The organism is Labrys wisconsinensis (assembly GCF_030814995.1).
Lineage (GTDB): Bacteria > Pseudomonadota > Alphaproteobacteria > Rhizobiales > Labraceae > Labrys > Labrys wisconsinensis.
Window position 1 is genome coordinate 50,577 of sequence record NZ_JAUSVX010000006.1, and the last position, 18,085, is coordinate 68,661.

19 protein-coding genes and 1 pseudogene are annotated in these 18,085 nt (G+C 69.5%); 5 read left to right on the forward strand and 15 right to left on the reverse strand.

What is annotated here, in order from left to right; all coding sequences use genetic code 11:
- Positions 1–27 precede the first annotated feature (27 nt).
- From QO011_RS17010 to thrC, 5 genes are all read right to left on the reverse strand, one after another.
- Positions 28–1,224, reverse strand: coding sequence for a patatin-like phospholipase family protein (locus QO011_RS17010; protein ID WP_307274352.1), 1,197 nt, complete (start codon positions 1,222–1,224; stop codon positions 28–30).
- A 115-nt stretch (positions 1,225–1,339) separates the two neighbouring features.
- Positions 1,340–2,758 (reverse strand): outer membrane beta-barrel protein, encoded by a 1,419-nt coding sequence (locus QO011_RS17015; protein ID WP_307274354.1) that lies wholly within the window; start codon positions 2,756–2,758, stop codon positions 1,340–1,342.
- Between the two features lie 107 nt (positions 2,759–2,865).
- Entirely contained in the window at positions 2,866–3,453 is a 588-nt protein-coding gene (locus tag QO011_RS17020; protein ID WP_307274356.1) for a GNAT family N-acetyltransferase, read from the reverse strand.
- A 6-nt stretch (positions 3,454–3,459) separates the two neighbouring features.
- Complete coding sequence (locus tag QO011_RS17025) at positions 3,460–4,719, reverse strand: M16 family metallopeptidase (RefSeq protein WP_307274358.1); 1,260 nt, start codon at positions 4,717–4,719, stop codon at positions 3,460–3,462.
- Positions 4,716–6,128, reverse strand: a complete 1,413-nt coding sequence (thrC, locus tag QO011_RS17030; protein WP_307274360.1) for a threonine synthase — start codon at positions 6,126–6,128, stop codon at positions 4,716–4,718. Before thrC ends, QO011_RS17025 begins: the two co-directional genes overlap by 4 nt.
- A gap of 128 nt (positions 6,129–6,256) precedes the next feature.
- On the opposite strand from thrC, the gene QO011_RS17035 reads away from it, so the two are divergent.
- Complete coding sequence (locus QO011_RS17035) at positions 6,257–6,853, forward strand: hypothetical protein (RefSeq protein ID WP_307274362.1); 597 nt, start codon at positions 6,257–6,259, stop codon at positions 6,851–6,853.
- Positions 6,854–6,928: 75 nt separating this feature from the next.
- Positions 6,929–7,558 carry a glutathione S-transferase family protein gene (locus tag QO011_RS17040; RefSeq protein ID WP_307274365.1) on the forward strand — a complete coding sequence of 210 codons (630 nt, stop codon included), beginning with the start codon at positions 6,929–6,931 and terminating at the stop codon, positions 7,556–7,558.
- A 7-nt stretch (positions 7,559–7,565) separates the two neighbouring features.
- Here QO011_RS17040 and QO011_RS17045 read toward each other — a convergent pair whose 3' ends face one another.
- Both QO011_RS17045 and QO011_RS17050 read right to left on the reverse strand, forming a co-directional pair.
- On the reverse strand, positions 7,566–8,498 hold the full coding sequence (locus QO011_RS17045; RefSeq protein ID WP_307274367.1) for a class I SAM-dependent methyltransferase: 933 nt from the start codon (positions 8,496–8,498) through the stop codon (positions 7,566–7,568).
- Complete coding sequence (locus QO011_RS17050; RefSeq protein ID WP_307274369.1) at positions 8,495–9,610, reverse strand: hypothetical protein; 1,116 nt, start codon at positions 9,608–9,610, stop codon at positions 8,495–8,497. The genes QO011_RS17045 and QO011_RS17050 overlap by 4 nt, the downstream gene beginning before the upstream one ends.
- A 335-nt stretch (positions 9,611–9,945) precedes the next feature.
- On the opposite strand from QO011_RS17050, the gene QO011_RS17055 reads away from it, so the two are divergent.
- Positions 9,946–10,239 (forward strand): type II toxin-antitoxin system Phd/YefM family antitoxin, encoded by a 294-nt coding sequence (locus QO011_RS17055; RefSeq protein ID WP_307274923.1) that lies wholly within the window; start codon positions 9,946–9,948, stop codon positions 10,237–10,239.
- Positions 10,236–10,723: pseudogene (locus QO011_RS17060) on the forward strand (type II toxin-antitoxin system VapC family toxin). The gene QO011_RS17055 and the pseudogene QO011_RS17060 overlap by 4 nt, the downstream one beginning before the upstream one ends.
- A gap of 25 nt (positions 10,724–10,748) precedes the next feature.
- On the opposite strand, the gene QO011_RS17065 reads toward QO011_RS17060, so the two are convergent.
- The 8 genes from QO011_RS17065 to coxB all read right to left on the reverse strand — a co-directional run bounded on the left by QO011_RS17065 (position 10,749) and on the right by coxB (position 17,196).
- Positions 10,749–11,492 (reverse strand): SURF1 family protein, encoded by a 744-nt coding sequence (locus QO011_RS17065; RefSeq protein ID WP_307274370.1) that lies wholly within the window; start codon positions 11,490–11,492, stop codon positions 10,749–10,751.
- The gene (locus tag QO011_RS17070; RefSeq protein WP_307274372.1) at positions 11,489–11,860 is read right to left on the reverse strand and encodes a DUF983 domain-containing protein; all 372 of its coding nucleotides are present in this window, start codon (positions 11,858–11,860) and stop codon (positions 11,489–11,491) included. Before QO011_RS17070 ends, QO011_RS17065 begins: the two co-directional genes overlap by 4 nt.
- Before the next feature lie 114 nt (positions 11,861–11,974).
- Entirely contained in the window at positions 11,975–12,805 is an 831-nt protein-coding gene (locus tag QO011_RS17075; RefSeq protein ID WP_307274373.1) for a cytochrome c oxidase subunit 3, read from the reverse strand.
- Between the two features lie 33 nt (positions 12,806–12,838).
- Positions 12,839–13,435, reverse strand: coding sequence for a cytochrome c oxidase assembly protein (locus QO011_RS17080; RefSeq protein ID WP_370881972.1), 597 nt, complete (start codon positions 13,433–13,435; stop codon positions 12,839–12,841).
- A gap of 4 nt (positions 13,436–13,439) precedes the next feature.
- Positions 13,440–13,601: a cytochrome c oxidase system small membrane protein gene (locus tag QO011_RS17085; protein WP_307274377.1), complete on the reverse strand. Its 162-nt coding sequence runs from the start codon at positions 13,599–13,601 to the stop codon at positions 13,440–13,442.
- Between the two features lies 1 nt (position 13,602).
- Positions 13,603–14,520 carry a heme o synthase gene (locus tag QO011_RS17090; protein WP_307274925.1) on the reverse strand — a complete coding sequence of 306 codons (918 nt, stop codon included), beginning with the start codon at positions 14,518–14,520 and terminating at the stop codon, positions 13,603–13,605.
- 163 nt (positions 14,521–14,683) lie between these two features.
- Positions 14,684–16,309: a cytochrome c oxidase subunit I gene (gene ctaD / locus QO011_RS17095; protein WP_307274379.1), complete on the reverse strand. Its 1,626-nt coding sequence runs from the start codon at positions 16,307–16,309 to the stop codon at positions 14,684–14,686.
- A 20-nt stretch (positions 16,310–16,329) separates the two neighbouring features.
- Positions 16,330–17,196 carry a cytochrome c oxidase subunit II gene (coxB, locus tag QO011_RS17100; protein ID WP_370881973.1) on the reverse strand — a complete coding sequence of 289 codons (867 nt, stop codon included), beginning with the start codon at positions 17,194–17,196 and terminating at the stop codon, positions 16,330–16,332.
- 382 nt (positions 17,197–17,578) lie between these two features.
- Here coxB and QO011_RS17105 point away from each other — a divergent pair, with 382 nt between their 5' ends.
- Positions 17,579–18,049, forward strand: coding sequence for an invasion associated locus B family protein (locus QO011_RS17105; protein WP_307274928.1), 471 nt, complete (start codon positions 17,579–17,581; stop codon positions 18,047–18,049).
- Positions 18,050–18,085 lie beyond the last annotated feature (36 nt).

The window sequence follows — 18,085 nt, forward strand, 5'->3', positions numbered from 1 at the left end:
CTCACGCTCGGGATCCGCCGGTCGCGCTCAACGCATCGCGACCGGCGTTCCGGCCGCGGTCGGCGGCGCGTGGATCCAGAAGTCGCCGGCCGTCCCCTTCGCATAGCCATGGGCGTAGAGCGCCCGCATGTAGTCGGTGTCGAAGCCCGTGCCGCTGGTCTCGGGGGTCGACTTGTCGATATAGGTCAGGTTGAAGCTGAGATGGTTGCGCTGCGCCAGCTCGTAGGTGGCGGAGAGGATGCCGCGCGCATCCTGCTTGTTCTTGGTCGAGAAGGAGCGCATGGCCACATAGGGCGCCACGTCCTCGATGACGTGGAAGGTGGGATCGATGCGGTTGTTCATCAGGATGAACAGCTGCGGCCGCGGCCCCGTCAGCCTCGGTGCCGAGTCCGGCCTGAGCAGGAAATTGTCGGGAAAGGTGAAGACCGGCGTCGTCACCGTGCCGTCCACATGCATCTCCTGGAAGTGGTGCCCGCCGGCGACGGCGTCGATCAGCATGGGCGGGAACACCACGGGGATGCTGGCCGAGGCGGTGATGACGTCCTGGAACAGGCCGAGCGCTCTGGGCGAGGGCGTCGCCGCGATCGCCCCCATGTCCCAGATCATGGCGCGGTCGCTGTCGAGATTGGTGGTGACGACCAGCAGGCGCCGGCCCTTGGCGTGCTCGGCGGCGATGGCCGCGAGCAGCTCCGGCGTGGCGTAGCGGCTCACCGCCTCCCGCAGCGGCGCGCGGCTGAACAGCGCCGGCCCGAACACGGCCCGCACCGGGTTGGGGCCTTCGACGAAGGTGCTGGCGATGCCGCTGGTGTAGAGCTCCTTCAGGATGCCGTCATAGCGTGAGCCGAGAAAGGCGAAGGGCGCGATCAGGGCCCCGGTGCTGACGCCGGAGACGATGGTGAATTCCGGGCGTGTGCCGGCCGCGGTCCAGCCCGCCAGGATGCCGGCGCCATAGGCGCCCTCGCCGCCGCCGCCGGACAGGGCGAGATAGGTGAAGGGCTTGCCGGGCTGCGGGACCGGGCGCAGCGAGGAGCGGATGAAGGCGTCCGAAGGCGCATCGGCCCAGATGCGGATGCCGGAGAAGCCCTCGATCACCGCGAGCTTCGCTTCGTCCTCGGTATAGGCCAGGCGCGGCGTGGAGACGCAGGCCTGGAGCAGGGCGAGCACAGCGAGACAGGGGATCACGGACCGGCCGAGAGCCCCGATCGCCGAGCGAACCCGCAGCATCGATGTCGCGCTCCGTCCCAACACGGGCCGAGTCTAGCACAGCCGGCGCGCCGGCGGCGCCGCTTGTGCATGGTCGTGTCGCCAGGGCCACGCGAGAGGCTGTCCCGGCCCCTCGTCAGTACTGCATCCGCAGCCCGACCATCAGGCTGTTGGAGGTGTAGTCGGAGTCGGGGGCGGTCGAGATCAGCCGCTCATAGGCATAGGTCGCCTTCACCGAGACGGCGCGCGACAGCTTGTATTCGACGCCGAAGGTGGCGTCGAAGGTCCGGTCGGTGCGCGACACCCCTTGATAGTCGACGACCTGCTCCGAGGCGGAGGCGGTGGCGATCAGGTTGCGTCGGAGCTCGTGGGAAACCTCGATGCCGTAGGTGCGGTTGACCGATCCGGAGGAGTCGGCCAGCGTGGTCTCCGCCAGCTCGGAGCCGGCCTTCAGCTTGATCGTGGTCAGCGCCGTCGGCGCCCAGGCCAGCGAGGCGCTGACCATCAGGCCGCTGAGGTCGCGCAGGGTCGGGTCGTCGTATTGGCGTGCGGAATAGCCCACCGAGGCCTCGCCGGTGATCAGGCCGTCGAGGTCGAGCGTGACGCCGCCCTTGCCGGTGACGCCGTTGGAATCGCGGCCGGCATCGACGTCGTGGACGCGCCAGTCGGTGGAGACCTCGACGAAGGGTTTCAGCCCTGGCGACAATTCGTAGGCGCCGCGCAGCGCGAGGCCGTAGGCGTCGTAGTTGGAGGTCGGGTCGCCCTCGGTGGTGTTGCGGTCGACGGTCGAGCTCAGGCGCACAGAGGCGTCGCCGAACTTCTGGGTGACGCCCAGCGTCGCGCCGTAGGAGAGCGTGAGCGGCCGCGACACCGCATTGGCGGGCGCGTTGGGATCGCCGAGGCGCAGCGTGTCGAGGTTGAACCGGGCTTCCGCGTCGATGGCGGTGTCGCGCGTCACGTCGACGCGCCCGTCCAGCGTGGCGTTGAGCTTGGGCTGGTTCTCGCTGTTCTGGCCGAAATAATCGGCATAGCTGCCCTGGATCGAGCCGCGCAGCTCGTGCCGGTCCCAGTCCGAGTTGAAGTCGAGGCGCGGCGTCACCAGGACATAGCTCGCGCCCTTGACCTTGCCGGTCGCCTGGCCGGGATTGCTGTCATAGCCGAAATCGACCTCGATCGAGGGTTTCAGCAGGAAGGAGGCGGCGCGCAGGCCGAGCGGCCCGTAGGGATCGTCCTCGGGGCGCTTGCGGCGGCGCGGCGGCTGGGGCGGCGTGTCGAGCGTCGGCGACCCGATCGGCGCGGCCGCGGCGGCATCGCCGGTCGAGACCGGGGCGACCGGCGCATTCGGATCGGGGTCGACGTCGCGCAGCGGTGCGTCCGGGGTGGCGCGGATGCGGCGCACATTCGCCGGCTTCTGCAGCGCGGGCAGGCCGAGCTGCGGCGGGACGAGCGTCACCTGGCCCTGGACGGTCAGGGGCTGGTCGTCCTGGGCACCCCGCAGCGACGGGTCGGTCTGCGCCAGGGCGGGACCGAGCATCAGCCCCGCGGCGAAGGCCACGCCCGCCGCCAGTCCCCTCTGGAGACATATCCGCCGCACCAACTCCCGCTCTCCCGGACGCGTGAAGCGTCGTTAGCGAGAGGTAAAAGAGCAGGGTTAATACCGGGTTATCGTAAGGGGTCCGTCGCGAGCAGCGCGTAGAGCAGATGGTCGCGCCACTCTCCGTTGATGCAGAGATAGGAGCGGGCATAGCCCTCGCGGGTGAAGCCGACCCGTTCGAGCAGGCGGATCGAGCGCTCGTTGTTGGGCAGGCAGGCCGCCTCGATGCGCCGAAGCTGCATCGGGCCGAAGGCGTGGGGCGCCAGCGCCCGCACCGCTGCGGTCATGTGGCCCCGGCCGGCATAGGCCTCGCCCATCCAGTAGCCGAGCGAGGCGGACTGGGACACGCCGCGCCTGACCTGGCCGAGCGTCAGGCCGCCCATCAGCGCGCCGTCGGCGGCGCGGAAGATGAAATAGGGGTAGGCGGCGTCGGCCCGCACGTCGCGGGCATAGCGGCGCAGCCGCACGCGATAGGCCAGGCGCGTCAGGTCGGCCGGCGGCCAGGTCGGCTCCCACGGCGTCAGGAAAGCGCGGCTGTCGCTGCGCAGCGCCGCCCAGGCGTCGTAGTGGCGCATCTGCGGGGCGCGCAACTCGACCCCGGCACCGTGCAGCGCCGGCAGCAGGTCGGAGAAGGACAGCGGCCGCAGGAACGACATCGGGCCTCAACCGGCCAGCCGCGCCATGATCGCCTCGCGCCGCGGCAGGCCGGCCACCGGGCCGATGGCGGCGAGCGAGGGCGAGCTCGCCAGCAGCGCCCGGCCGACGCGCTTGACGTCCTCGGCGGTGACGGCGTCGATCCGGCCGATGATCTCCTCGGTGGTGAGCGGCCGGCCCCAGACCAGGATGTGGCGGGCGAGCTGCTCGGCCCGGACGGAAGAGGATTCGAGCGCCATCAGAAGGCCGGCCTTCATCTGCGCCTTGGCGCGCTTGAGCTCGGCCTCGCCGGGCGCCGCGGCCAGGGCGGCGATCTCGTCGAGCACGACGGGCACCAGCTCGTGGAGGTCCTCGGCGCTCGCCCCCGCCGACACGCCGAACAGGCCGGTATCGGCATAGCCCCACTGGAAGGCATAGATCGAGTAGCACAGGCCCCGCTTCTCCCGCACCTCCTGGAACAGGCGCGAGGACATGCCGCCGCCGAGGATGCTGGTGAACACGCCGAGCGCATGGCTGTCGGCATGGCGGTAGGACAGGCCTTCGAAGCCGATCAGCACATTGGCCTGCTCGTGGTCGGTCTCCACCACCGTCTCGCCGCCGACATAGCGGGCCGGCGGCGCCGCCGGGCCAGGGTCCTGCGGCAGGGAGGCGAACAGGCGCGCGGCGTCCTCGGCCAGGCGCTCGTGCTCGACCGCGCCCGCCGCCGCCACCACCATGCGCGGGGCGCGGTAATGGGTGTCGAGATAGCGGCCGATCGCGGCGCGGTCGAAGGCAGTCACCGTCTCCGGCGTGCCGAGGATGCGCCGGCCGAGCGGCTGGTCGGGAAAGGCGGTCTCGCTGAGGAGGTCGAACACCAGGTCGTCGGGCGTGTCCTCCACCGCGCCGATCTCCTGCAGGATGACGTTCTTCTCGCGGGCCAGCTCGGCCTCGTCGAACACCGAATCGGTGAGGATGTCGGCGAGGATATCGAGGCCGAGGCCGACATCTTGCCGCAGCACCCGGGCGTAATAGGCGGTCTGCTCGGCCGAGGTGGCGGCGTTGAGGTCGCCGCCCACCGCCTCGATCTCCTCGGCGATGCGCCTGGCATCGCGCCGCCGCGTGCCCTTGAACGCCATGTGCTCGAGGAGATGGGCGAGGCCATGCTCGCCGGCCTCCTCGGAGCGCCCGCCTGCCCCGGTCCAGACCCCGAGCGAGGCAGTCTCCAGCTGCGGCATCGCATCGGTGACGACGGTGAGGCCCGAGGCCAGCCTCGTGACAGCGACGCTCATGCCGCGGCGCCCCGGGCGCTGCGCGAGCGGGCGCGGACGAAGTCCTCCACCGCCTTGAGATCGTTGGCGAGCACGGCGAAGCGCTCCGGCCGCTCGAGGAGGTCGGCGAGATGGGCCGGCAGGGCCGGCCGCACGCCGCTCGCCCGCTCGACCGCATCCGGGAACTTGGCGGGATGGGCGGTGCCCAGCACCACCGTGGGCACCGCCGGGTCACGCGCGGTCTTGCCGGCCGCCGCGACGCCGATCGCCGTGTGCGGGTCGAGGAGATAGCCGGCCTCGCGCCAGGTGCGGCCGATGGTGGCGGCGATCTCGGCCTCGTCGGCGCGGGCGCCGTCGAACTCGGCCCGGATCGCCGCGAGCGTCGCCGCGTCGATCTCGAAGCGGCCGGACTGGGAGAGGCTCGCCATCAGGCCGCGCAGCGCGGCGGGGTCGCGGCCGTGGGCGTCGAACAGCAGCCGCTCGAAATTGGAGGAGACCTGGATGTCCATCGAGGGCGCCGAGGTCGCCACCACGCCGCGCGCCTCGTAGGCGCCGGTCTCCAGCGTGCGGGCCAGGATGTCGTTGACATTGGTGGCGATGACCAGCCGCTCGATCGGCAGCCCCATGCGCTTGGCGACATAGCCGGCGAAGATGTCGCCGAAATTGCCGGTCGGCACCGCGAAGGAGACGGGGCGGCGCGGCGCGCCCAGCGCCACGGCGGCGGTGAAGTAATAGACCACCTGCGCCACGATCCGGGCCCAGTTGATCGAGTTGACGCCGGACAGGCCGAGCTCGTCGCGGAAGGCGTGGTGGTTGAACATCGCCTTCACCAGCGCCTGGCAATCGTCGAAATTGCCCTCCAGCGCCACGGCATGCACGTTGGGCGCCGCGACCGTGGTCATCTGCCGGCGCTGCACGTCGGAGACGCGGCCGTGGGGATAGAGGATGACGATGTCGACCTGGTCGAGGCCGCGAAAGGCCTCGATCGCGGCGCTGCCGGTGTCGCCCGAGGTGGCGCCCACGATGGTCGCCCGCCGGCCCCGCGCCTTCAGCACATGGTCCATCAGCCGCCCGAGCAGCTGCATCGCCACGTCCTTGAAGGCGAGCGTCGGCCCGTGGAACAGCTCCTGCACGAAAAGGTTGTCGTCGAGCTGAACCAGCGGCGTCACCGCCGGATGGGCGAAGGCGGCATAGGCCTCCTGCAGCATGGCCCGCAGGTCCTTCGGCGCGATCTCTTCGCCGAGGAAGGGCGCGATCACCCGTTCCGCCACCTGCCAATAGGGCTTGCCGGCAAAGCCGGCGATGGTGGCGGCGTCGATCTGCGGCCAGCTTTCCGGCAGGTAGAGGCCGCCGTCGCGGGCGAGGCCGGCCAGCAGGGCGTCGGAAAAGCCGAGAACGGGGGCTTCGCCCCGGGTGGAGATGTAGCGCAAGTCAGAAACCTCGATGTCGGCGGCACACTAGTCGGCGTACCCTTCGCAGGCAAGGCGGGGATCGCCGCCTGCTTGCCCATCGCCGCCCTCCTCGATCATGATCGGGCGGCAACGCAGCGCGAGGGACCATGCTTGGCAAGACCCTGGCTCTTCTGGCCGTTCTCATCGTCGCCGGCGGTCCCGGCCGGGCCGGGGCCCCGTCCGCTCTCGCCTGCAGCGGCCTGTTCGGGCCCGACGCCAGCCGTGACCGGCTCGCGGCCGCGTTCGGCTCCGGCAACGTGGTCCCGGCCGAAATCGGTGTGGGCGAAGGACTGACCCAGAAAGGCACCGTGATCTTTCCGGACGACCCGAGCCGCCGGCTCGAGATCCTCTGGAAACGCGGCAGCCGGAACCCGTCCTCCGTCGACACCCCTGCCATGCTCCCCGGCGGCGTCTCGCGCTGGAGCGTGGCGGGCGTCGGCCTCGGTTCCGATCTGGCGGCGGTGGAGAAGGCCAATGGCCGGCCCTTCGAGCTCCTGGGCTTCGGCTGGGACTATGCCGGCACGGTGAGCGACTGGAAGGGCGGCGCCCTCGATCGCCCGCTGGCCGGCTGCGACATCCTGGTCCGCTTCTCCGCGCGCCAGGCCGACGCGGACCTGCTCGGCGACCGGACCTTCTCCTCCGCCGATCCGAGAATGCGCCGGACCGGACCGGTCGTCACCCAGATCGGCCTGCGCTACGATTGAGCCAGCCGCCTGCGGATGCGGTGCGCAGGCCGAAAGACGTGCGGCGATCATGCCGCTTCGGGAAGGGAAGGCGCGATGCGACAGCTTACGAATGCCGGCCGGCTGCATTGCGGCATCGGCCCGAACTCCTACCGCGTGCGGATCTTCATGGCGGAGAAGGGCATCGACCTGCCGCGCGTCGAGGTCGACCTGATGACGGGCGAGCACCGGCGCCCCGACTTCCTCAGGCTGAATTCGCTCGGCCAGATCCCGGTGCTCGAGCTCGACGACGGCAGCGTCATCACCGAGAGCATCGCCATCTGCCGCTATCTCGACGCCCTCGAGCCCGAGCCGCCGCTGTTCGGCGCCGGCCCGAAGGAGCGCGGCCTGGTCGAGATGTGGAACCGCCGGGCGGAGATCGAGCTCTTCGGCACGGTCGGCAACATCGCGCTCCACTCCCACGCGATGTTCGCGAACCGCCTCACCCAGTTCCCGGCCTTCGCCGAGACCGAGCGCGCGGCGGCGCCGCGCAAATGGGCCTGGCTGGAGCGGGAGATGGCCGACGGGCGGCCCTTCCTGGCGGGGGAGCATTTCTCGGTCGCCGACATCACCGCGGCGGTCGTGTCCTGGCTCGGCGACTTCTTCGGCGTGCCGGTGCCGCCGTCGCTGCCCCGGGTCGAGGCCTGGCTCGAGCGGGTGCGCAGCCGGCCGAGCTGGAGCGTCTGATCCGCGCCTACGCCGCGGCGACGACCGCGAACTGGCTGTCGGGCTCGACCGGCGCCAGCGTCATCTCGGACGCGGGCAGCAGCCCGGCGAGGCGCCCCTGCTGGAGCCGGTAGGCCTTCTGTCCCTGCGCGGCGACGATCCGCCGCCCGCATCGGGCTTCGAGCCTGTCGGCGATCTCGGGCAGCGTGAAATGCCTGACGTGATAGCGGAAGAGATCGCGGTTGGCGGCGAAGGGCAGGCCGGTCTCGAGCGGGAAGGACAAGAGGATCGGGCCGCGGCTCGCCGCGCCGATCGTGGCGAGGAATCCGTCGGCGTCCTCGACATGCTCGACCGACTCGAAGGCGATGGCGAAATCGACGCTGTCCGCCGGCAGGCCGAAGGGAAAATAGGCCTGCCGGAACACGACGCGGTGGCTGCCATAGGCTGCCTCCGCCTGGGCCACGGCGTCGGCGGATCCGTCGAGGCCGATCATGCGGCATCCCGCCCTGCCGGCGACGAGGCGGGCGCCGTAGCCGTTGCCGGTGAAGACGTCGAGGCCGGTCTTCTCGTGGGTGGGCGCCGCCTGATCGCGCAGGAAGCGCGCGGCGAAGACATAGCGGGCCCGGTGGTCGGCGCGGATCTCCTCGATCCGGGTGGCGACCTGCCGCTCGCCGCTGTCGAGAGCGAAGTCGCGCGCCTCGGGCACGGGATCGAGATCCTCGACGTGGAGATCGCCCAGGGCGGCGCGTGCGCCGGCGAGGTCGGGCGCGATGGCGAGGGCGCGCCAGAGGTCCCGCACCGCGGCCGCGCGGTCGCCGCGCTGCGCGGTGACCACCGCCCGCAGCATGTGGGCCTCCGCGTTCAGGGGCGTGGCGGCGAGGATCGCGTCGAGCCGGGCGGCGGCGTCCGGCAGGCGCTCTTCCTCCATCAGCGCCAGGACGTCCTGGAAATCCGCGGTCATGCCAGGATCCTGTCGATGGCGCCGAAGCCCCAGTCGGCATTCATCGATTTCCGCAGCCGGTTCGGTCGCGGCATGCCGGATATCGGGGGGGCCGGCTGTGCGGTGCCGGCGGCCAGGAGCCGCCAGAAGGCGGGCTCCGTCCAGGCGCCGTCCTGCGGCACCGCCTCGCCGAAGCCGCCTGCCGGGCCGGGGCTCGTCCGGCCGAAGGCATAGAGCGGCGGCCTGAGCCAGACGGTACGCTTGCCGAACACCGCCGCCTCGTCGAGGCCGCTGGAATTGAGCGCCACCACCGTCTCGACCTCGTCCTGCGCCAGGAGATGGTAGAGATTGGCCTCCGTCCGCTGGACCGAGCCGAAGGCGCGCATCGCCACCTGCGACGGCGAGGCCGCATGGTCGTAGGGGTGCGGCTTGAACAGGGCCATGGAGGCGCCCGTGACGAGATCGAGCAGCTCGGCGCCGTGCTCGCCGAGATGGGCGAAGCGGCCGGTCTCGGCATCCAGCGCCGCGCGGTCGCGGGCGACCTGGCCGAGGATGAGCACCGTGCCCGGCGACAGGGGCAGGGGCGGGGCCATCCATGCGGCCTTGCTGCGGATGCGTCCGGCGCTCAGCGCCGGCAGCTCCGCGTCGAGCTCGTTGGCCAGGAGCAGGGCATGGATCTCGGGGCGGTTGGTCCGCAGCGCGAAGACGAGGTCGTCCAGGAAGCGCAGAGGATGGAGAACGAGGTCGACGACCGCGATGCCGGCCTCATCGAGCAGGGCGAGCAGCAGGTCGGGCATCTCGTAGCCGACGACCAGGCTGTCCCGGAACGGGGCGAGCAGCGCGTCGGCGAGTTCGGCGTCGATCTCGGCGAGGCCGGCGAGGCGGGCCCAGCCGTCGGTCGAGAGCGGCAGGCCGAGCGCGCGATAGACGGCGGGCGTATCGAAATACCCCGCATCGACGCCGAGGCGCTCGTCCCACGACACGGTGGAGACCTCGAAGCCGGCGAGCCGCGCCGCGGTGCCGACAATGCCGTCAAGCCAGCGGATGTTCTTCCAGGTGGCGCTCTCCCAGCCGGACGGCATCGGGAAGGGGCGCAGGAAATCGCCGGTCAACACCAGCCGTCGCTCGACCATCGCCTTGTCAGCCTGCCGCCCCCCGGCGATTCGGACGATGGCACGGCCGCCGCCGGCATGCCACGGCGCAGGTGAGGCCGAGACGGCTTGTCCTCAGGGAGCCGGTCCACCCTCGACCGACGGTGTCGTCGCCCTGCACCATCTCGGCGCCGGCCCAATGGCGCGCGACGCGTCCCGCATTGCGGAATGGGCGCTACGATCGGGAACCGCACATCCCGCTGGCGATCGGGCCGGCGACGGGTTGTGATCTGACCAGCTAGTCAGGAGGACGGTGCATGGCGAGGAGGGAACGGCCCGGCGCAGGCGGCCCGAAGGCAAGGCCGGGATCCTCCCGGGTGCAACGCTCGGGCTTCCGGGCCGCCGCCACGCCCGGGCATCCCGACACGTGGAAGCTGGAGGATGCCAAGGCGCGGTTCAGCGAAGTGGTCAGGCGCGCTCGCGACGAAGGGCCGCAATATGTCACCGTGCGCGGCGAGCCGGCCGTCGCCATCATCGACGTGGCCGAGCTCGAGCGATTGCAGCCGCACGAGGAGGCACGGCTGCCCTTCGTCGCATTCATGGAGAGCCTCTACGTCGAGGGACTCGATCTCGAACGCGATCGCGACCGCGGCCGGGACATCGATCTGTGATCGGTTGGCTGCTCGACACCAACGTGATCGCATCCTTGACGGCGCCGAACGGCGCGCCAAGCGTCAAGGCGTGGGGAGCAGCGTTGACGAGACCTGCCTTTTTCTCAGCGTTCTGACGCTGGCGGAATACGACAAGGGCATTGCGAACCTCGCCGACGACGATCCCCGCCGTCGCAGATACATTGCGATGCGCGACGCGCTGGAGGCCGGCTTCGACGGTCGTATCCTGCCGCTCGGCGACCGGGCCGTGCGTCGCTGGGGGGAGATTTCCGGGCGAGTGAGACGCGAGACCGGTCATCCACCGCCAGTCATCGACATGCTGCTGGCCGCCACCGCAATGGAGGCTGGTCTCTATCTCGTCTCGCGCAATGGGAAGGCCCTGCGCCACAGCGGTGCGGTCGTCTTCGACCCCTGGACCGACGACATGGGAGCATTCCCGCTGAGCCCGCTCGGGCGACGGCGGCGGGCGATCGATCCGGATTGAGGGGCAGCCGCGGGATCGGGCCCGCCTACCGCCCGGTCCAGCGGCGCCAGGCGAAGACGCCGTAGACCGCGACCAGCGCCCCGCCGAGGCCGTACCAGGTCAGCGCATATTCCAGGTGCCGGTTGGGGAAGACGAGGCGGGTCTCGCCGCCCTGCGGCAGGCCGCCGGGCGGGCTCGCATCGGCGTCGACATAGAACGGCGCCACCCGATCGAGGCCCCTGGCCGCGCCGATGGCCGCGGTGTCGCGGGTGTACCACTCGCCCTTGGCCGGGGTGTCGGCCGGCGTGAACAGGTTGCGCTCCTCGCTCCAGCGCATCAGCCCGGTGACGGCGGCGCGCCCGCCGACCTGGCCCTCGGGCCGGGTGGCAGGGTCCTCGCGGCCCTTCGGCACGAAGCCGCGATTGATCAGCACGATCGAGCCGTCGTCCTGCACCAGCGGCGTCAGCACCCAGTAGCCGATGCCCCTGGCCGGCCCCTTGGCGTCGGGCAGGTCGGTGAAGACGTGCACCTCGTCCTGGTGCCGGAAGGTGCCGCTGAGCGCGACGTGCCGGTACTCGGTCTGCGTTCGGTCGAGCCGCGTCCAGTCCGCCTCGATCGGGGCAGGCTGCGGCGCCTGGGTCGAGCGCTCGGTGGCGTCGCGGATCAGCCCTTCCTTCCAGACGAGGCGTCGGAGCTGCCAGGTCCCCAGCGCCGCCAGGATGGCGAGGGCCGCGACGGCGAAGGCCGTCGGCCACAGCAACGATCGCTCGCCCTGCCTGACGGTGGTCATGGCTCCACCCGTCCCTCGGCCGCCTTGTGCACGTATTGCAGCGCCACCAGCACGCCCTTGATCAGGCGCAGCGCCACGACGCAATAGATGACCGCGATCGGCAGCCACAGCACCACATGCACCCAGAGCGGCGGCGAGAAGGTGAATTCCAGCCAGAGCGCCCCGGCCAGGATGCAGAAATTGCCGATCAGGATGACGAACATCGCCGCCCCGTCGCCGGGATCGGCATAGTCGAGGCCGCAGGCCCGGCAGCGCGGCGCCAGCTTCAGCACGCCGTCGAACAGGCGCCCCTGGCCGCAGCGCGGGCAGCGCCCGGAGAGGCCCACCGCGACGGGGGACTGCGGCGGATAGTGGCGGTCGTCGGGCATCGCTGCTTCCCCTCCAGGCCGGGGATCGGTCCGGCCTGCAACCATAGCCGCCTCAATGTTCCAACGTGAAACGGCCGGGCTGCCCCGGCCGTTCCGGACCCGCTGCGGCCGGCGTCAGCCGGCGTGGGCGCCCGCGCCCCAGACATAGATGCAGGCGAACAGGAACAGCCAGACCACGTCGACGAAATGCCAGTACCAGGCGGCGAACTCGAAGCCGAGATGGTGGCGCAGGGTGAACTGGTCGAGATAGGCGCGATAGAGGCAGACCGCCAGGAAGATCGTGCCGATGATCACGTGGAAGCCGTGGAACCCGGTCGCCATGAAGAAGGTGGCGCCGTAGATATGGCCGGAGAAATCGAAGCCGGCATGGGCATATTCATAGGCCTGGCAGGTGGTGAACAGCAGGCCGAGGATGATCGTGCACCACAGGCCCTGCTTGACGCCCTGCTTGTCGCCGGAGATCAGCGCGTGGTGGGCCCAGGTCACCGTGGTGCCCGAGGTCAGGAGAATCAGCGTGTTGAGCAGCGGCAGGTGCCAGGGATCGAGCGTCTCGATGCCCTTGGGCGGCCAGACGCCGCCGGTGAGCTCGGTGCGGGCGAACTCGTGCGCCTCGTTCGGGAACAGCGCCACGTCGAAATAGGCCCAGAACCAGGCGACGAAGAACATCACCTCCGAGGCGATGAACATGATCATGCCGTAGCGATGGTGCATCTGCACCACCGGCGTATGGTCGCCGTGCTCGGCCTCGGTGATGACGGTCCACCACCACATCAGCATGGTGTAGAGGATGCCGAGCACGCCGACGCCGAACACCAGCGGGCCCCAGGCGATCTTGTGCATCCAGGTGATGGCGCCGACCGCGAACAGGAAGGCCGACATCGATCCGACGAACGGCCACGGGCTCGGATTGACCAGGTGGTAGTCGTGGTGCTTGGCGTGCGCCATGGCTTTCTCCAGCGGGCAGTGCTTCCCCAGACGCTACAGCTGAGGTTTGTCGGGTTTGGGCGTCGCGGCCGCGACCGGGGTCGCGGGCTGCTTGGCCGGGAAGAAGGTGTAGGACAGGGTGATGGTGCGGATGTCGTCGAGCGCCTTCTGCTCGGCGATGGCGGGATCGACGAAGAACACCACCGGCAGCTCCAGCGTCTCGCCGGGCTTGAGCACCTGCTCGGAGAAGCAGAAGCAGGCGATCTTGGAGAAGAAGGCGCCGGTTTCCATCGGCGTGACGTTGTAGGACGCCACGCCCCGCATCTCTTCGGGGCTGTTGTTGGTGACGCGGTAATAGACCGTCTTCACCTCGCCGGCGCGCACGGTGACGCTGGTCGTCTCCGGCGTGAACTTCCAGGGCATGGCGCCGTTCAGGTTGGAATCGAACCGGACCTCGAAGCTGCGGTCGAGCACGCGCCCGGGCGCGGCCAGGGCCTGGCGCGTGGTGCCGGCATAGCCCGTGACCTTGCAGAACAGGTTGTAGAGCGGGACGGCGGCATAGGCGGCCCCGACCATGGCGCCGACGAAGGCCAGGCAGCAGAGCGCCACCGTGGCATGGCGCCTCGACATCGCGCGGCTCGGCTCGGCCATGGCGTCAGAACCCCTGGTTGGCCACGCCGGGCCCCTTGACGAAGCTGACGGCGTAGAACAGCAGGACCAGGGCGGCGAGCGCCAGCGCCATGGCGATGTTGCGCTGGCGGCGGCGGCGCAGCTGCTCGGGCGTCAACGTCACGGTCGGCGGCTCGGGCTTGGTCATGTCAGGCTCCCAGGCCGGCGAGATGCGCCAGCGCCTCGACGAGGAGCGAAGCGAACAGGGCGAAGAGATAGAGGATGGAGAAGCCGAACATCCGCTTGGCCGGGCGATCGTCCGCGGGCTTCAGCCAGATGGCGAAGGCGAGCCACAGCATGCCGGCGCCGCCGATCAGCGCCACCACGCCGTAGAGGGCATGGCCGAAGCCCATGAACCAGGGCAGGAGGCCGACCGGCGCCAGGGCCAGCGTGTAGAGGAGGATCTGCCGGCGCGTCTCCGCCGCGCCCGCGACCACGGGCAGCATGGGCACGCCGGCCCGCTCGTAGTCGCCGGACTTGAACAGGGCCAGCGCCCAGAAATGCGGCGGCGTCCACATGAAGATGATGGCGAACAGCACCAGGCTTTCCAGCGACACGCTGCCCGTCACCGCCGCCCAGGCCACCACCGGCGGCAGGGCGCCGGCCGCTCCGCCGATGACGATGTTCTGCGGCGTCCAGCGCTTCAGCCACATGGTGTAGATCACCACGTAGAACAGGATGGTGAAGGCCAGCAGGCCGGCGGCGACCGCGTTGGCGACCAGGCCCAGCACCATCACCGATCCCGCCGACAGGATGATGCCGAAGGCGAGCGCCTCGCCCGGCGTGACCCGGCCGGCCGGGATCGGGCGGCGCCTGGTCCGGCTCATCACCGCATCGATGTCGGCGTCGTACCACATGTTGAGCGCGCCCGAGCCGCCGGCGCCGATGGCGATGGCGATGAGCGAGCACAGGCCGATCACCGGATGGATGTGGCCCGGCGCGAGGACCAGGCCCGTCAGCGCCGTGAACACGACGAGCGACATCACCCGCGGCTTGAGCAAGGCGACATAGTCGCCGACGGAGGCGACGTTGGCGTCCGCTGCCGCCGCCTGGTCGTCCGCGTCCATCTGCAGGCCGATATCGGTCACGTCGTGGTCTCAACTCTGTCCGGCAGCACGTCCGAACGCCGTGGGCAGGGCGCTCGGAGATGCTGCATTCGCAAACTCGGCGGGAAGGCACGGGATCCCGTGCCTTCCCCGGAGGCGGTCCTTCCGGACCACCGCAAGCGTCTCAATGGCCGCCGTCGACGATGCGCGGCAGCGTCTCGAACTGGTGGAACGGCGGCGGCGAGGGCAGCGTCCATTCCAGCGTCGTCGCGCCTTCGCCCCACGGATTGTTCCCAGCCCGCTCCTTGCGCACGAAGATGGCGTAGAAGTTGATGCCGAGGAACCAGATCACGCCGATGGCGAAGATGTAGGAGCCGATCGAGGAGATCATGTTCCAGCCGGCATAGGCGTCGGGATAGTCGACATAGCGGCGCGGCATGCCGGCGAGGCCGAGGAAGTGCTGCGGGAAGAACAGCACGTTGGCGCCGACGAAGGCGAACCAGAAATGCACGTGGCCCATCCAGTCCGGGATGATGTAGCCGGTGAATTTCGGGAACCAGTAGTACCAGGCCGCGAAGATGGCGAAGACCGCGCCGAGCGACAGCACGTAGTGGAAGTGGGCCACCACGTAATAGGTGTCCTGCAGCGAGCGGTCGACGCCGGCATTGGCCAGCACCACGCCGGTGACGCCGCCGACGGTGAACAGGAAGATGAAGCCGATCGCCCAGACCATCGGCGCCTTGAAGTCGATCGAGCCGCCCCACATCGTGGCGATCCAGGAGAAGATCTTCACGCCGGTCGGCACCGCGATCACCATGGTGGCGAACACGAAATAGGCCTGGGTGTCGACGTCGAGGCCCACCGTGTACATGTGGTGGGCCCACACCACGAAGCCGACCAGCCCGATGGCGACCATGGCATAGGCCATGCCGAGATAGCCGAAGATCGGCTTGCGCGAGAAGGTCGAGACGATGTGGCTGATCATGCCGAAGCCGGGCAGGATCAGGATGTAGACTTCCGGGTGGCCGAAGAACCAGAACAGGTGCTGGAACAGGATCGGGTCGCCGCCGCCCTGCGGGTTGAAGAAGGTGGTGCCGAAATTGCGGTCGGTCAGCAGCATGGTGATGGCGCCGGCCAGCACCGGCAGCGACAGGAGCAGCAGGAAGGCCGTCACCAGCACCGCCCAGGCGAAGAGCGGCATCTTGTGCAGCGTCATGCCCGGGGCGCGCATGTTGAAGATGGTGGTGATGAAGTTGATGGCGCCCAGGATCGAGGAGGCGCCGGCCAGGTGCAGCGACAGGATGACGAAGTCCATCGCCATGCCCGGCGTGCCGACCGTGGAGGACATCGGCGCGTACATGGTCCAGCCGCCGCCGAAGCCGTTCTCGCCCTCGCCCGGGCCGCCCGGCACGAACAGCGAGATGATCAGGAGGGCGAAGGAGGGCACCAGCAGCCAGAACGAGATGTTGTTCATGCGCGGGAACGCCATGTCGGGCGCTCCGATCATCAGCGGCACGAACCAGTTGCCGAAGCCGCCGATCATCGCCGGCATCACCATGAAGAAGATCATGATCACGCCGTGGCCGGTGACGAACACGTTGTAGGTGTAGGGATTGGAGAAGATCTGCAGGCCGGGGGACTGCAGCTCGATGCGCATGCACACCGACAGGAAGCCGCCGATCAGGCCCGCGCAGAGCGCGAAGATCAGGTACATCGTGCCGATGTCTTTGTGGTTCGTCGAATAGACGTAGCGGCGCCAGCCGGTCGGGTGGTCGTGCGCCTCATCGTGCGCTGCGGCGGCAGTGGCCATGATCGTGTCCTTCCAAGCCGTCAATTGGCGATCGTGGTCGCAGCCGAGGCGACCTTGTTCTGGGGCTGGCCGTTCATTTCGGCCTTCTTGGTCGAGATCCACTTGGTGAACTCGTCGTCGCTGACGATGCGGATCGCGATCGGCATGAAGGCATGGTCGGTGCCGCACAGCTCCGAGCACTGGCCGTAGTACATGCCCTCGCGCGTCGCCTTGAACCAGGTCTCGTTGAGGCGCCCGGGGATGGCGTCGATCTTGATGCCGAAGGAGGGCACCGCGAAGGAATGGATCACGTCGGCGCCGGTGACCTGCACGCGGATCACCTTGTTGACCGGCAGCACCACCTCGTTGTCCACCGTCAGCAGGCGCGGCTGGCCGGGCTTGAGGTCGGCCTCCTTCACCATCTTGGACAGGACCTCGATCCCGCCATGATCGGGATATTCATAGTCCCAGTTCCACTGGTAGCCCGTGGCCTTCAGCGTCATGTCGGCCGGCGGGATGACCTGCTCCTCGTAGAGCAGGCGGAAGGAAGGAATGGCGATGACGACCAGGATCAGGATCGGGATCACCGTCCAGGCGACCTCGAGCCAGGTGTGGTGAGTCACCTTGGAAGGAACGGGATTGGCCGTCTTGTTGAAGCGCAGCACGACGATCGCCAGCAGCGCCAGCACGAAGAGCACGATCACCACGATGATCCAGAACACCATCGTGTGGAAGCGCTCGATGTGCTCCATCACCGGGGTGCCCGGCAGCTGGAAGCCGAACTGCCACGGCACAGCCTTGCCGAGCCCTTCCGGCTGGTCCTCCGCCCGGGCCATGCTGGCCAGCGCGCCGAGCGTCGCCGCCGCGGCCGCCATGCGGCCCATCCACTTCCTAGCGCCGAAAGCCATTCGCCTTCACTCCGAATTCCCGCATGCCGCACTCCCGCCGCACGGCCTGTTCTTGATGTTGGCCGCGAGGAGCGGACAATGGTGCTGATTTCACGGTTTGGAATGTGTGTAAAGCTCAGAGCCTCTCAAAAACCATAATCCTCACCACACCGCAATGGCGCGGGCGGGTGAGGTCTGTGCGGCAATTGGGCGCGAAACCGCAGGCGGTCCGAGTCGCCCGCGCCGGGCGGTCCGGGGCGCTGAACTTGACACCGCGGGCCCCTCTGTTACGGGTCCGCCTTCCATCACACGGCGGGTGTTCGCGCGCCCGATTCGGCAAGGGGCGATCGTGTCTGCAAAATCCTTGATCGGCATTGTGCGCTGGGCCGGCCTGCTCTGCGCCATGGCGGCGGCGCTGGCCGCGTCCGGCGGCGGCGCCCTGGCCCAGAGCACCCAGAAGGGCACCTATGGCGACTGGCAGGTGCGCTGCGATACCCCGCCGGGGGCGCAGAAGGAGCAGTGCGCCCTGGTGCAGAGCGTCACCGCCGAGGACCGGCCCAACGTGGCGCTGACCGTGCTGGTCCTGAAGACGGCCGACCAGAAGAGCCGGATCCTGCGTGTGCTGGCCCCGCTCGGCGTGCTCCTGCCCTCGGGCCTCGGCCTCAAGATCGATTCCACCGATGTCGGCCGCGCCGGCTTCGTGCGCTGCCTGCCGAACGGCTGCGTCGCCGAGGTGATGCTCGACGACACGCTGATCGGCCAGTTGCGCACGGGCAAGACCGCCACCTTCATCATCTTCCAGACGCCGGAGGAAGGCATCGGCATCCCCCTCACCCTCACCGGCTTCGGCGACGGCTTCGACAAGCTGCCATAGGACGCGCCATGCGCATTCTTGCTGCGCATAGGGTCT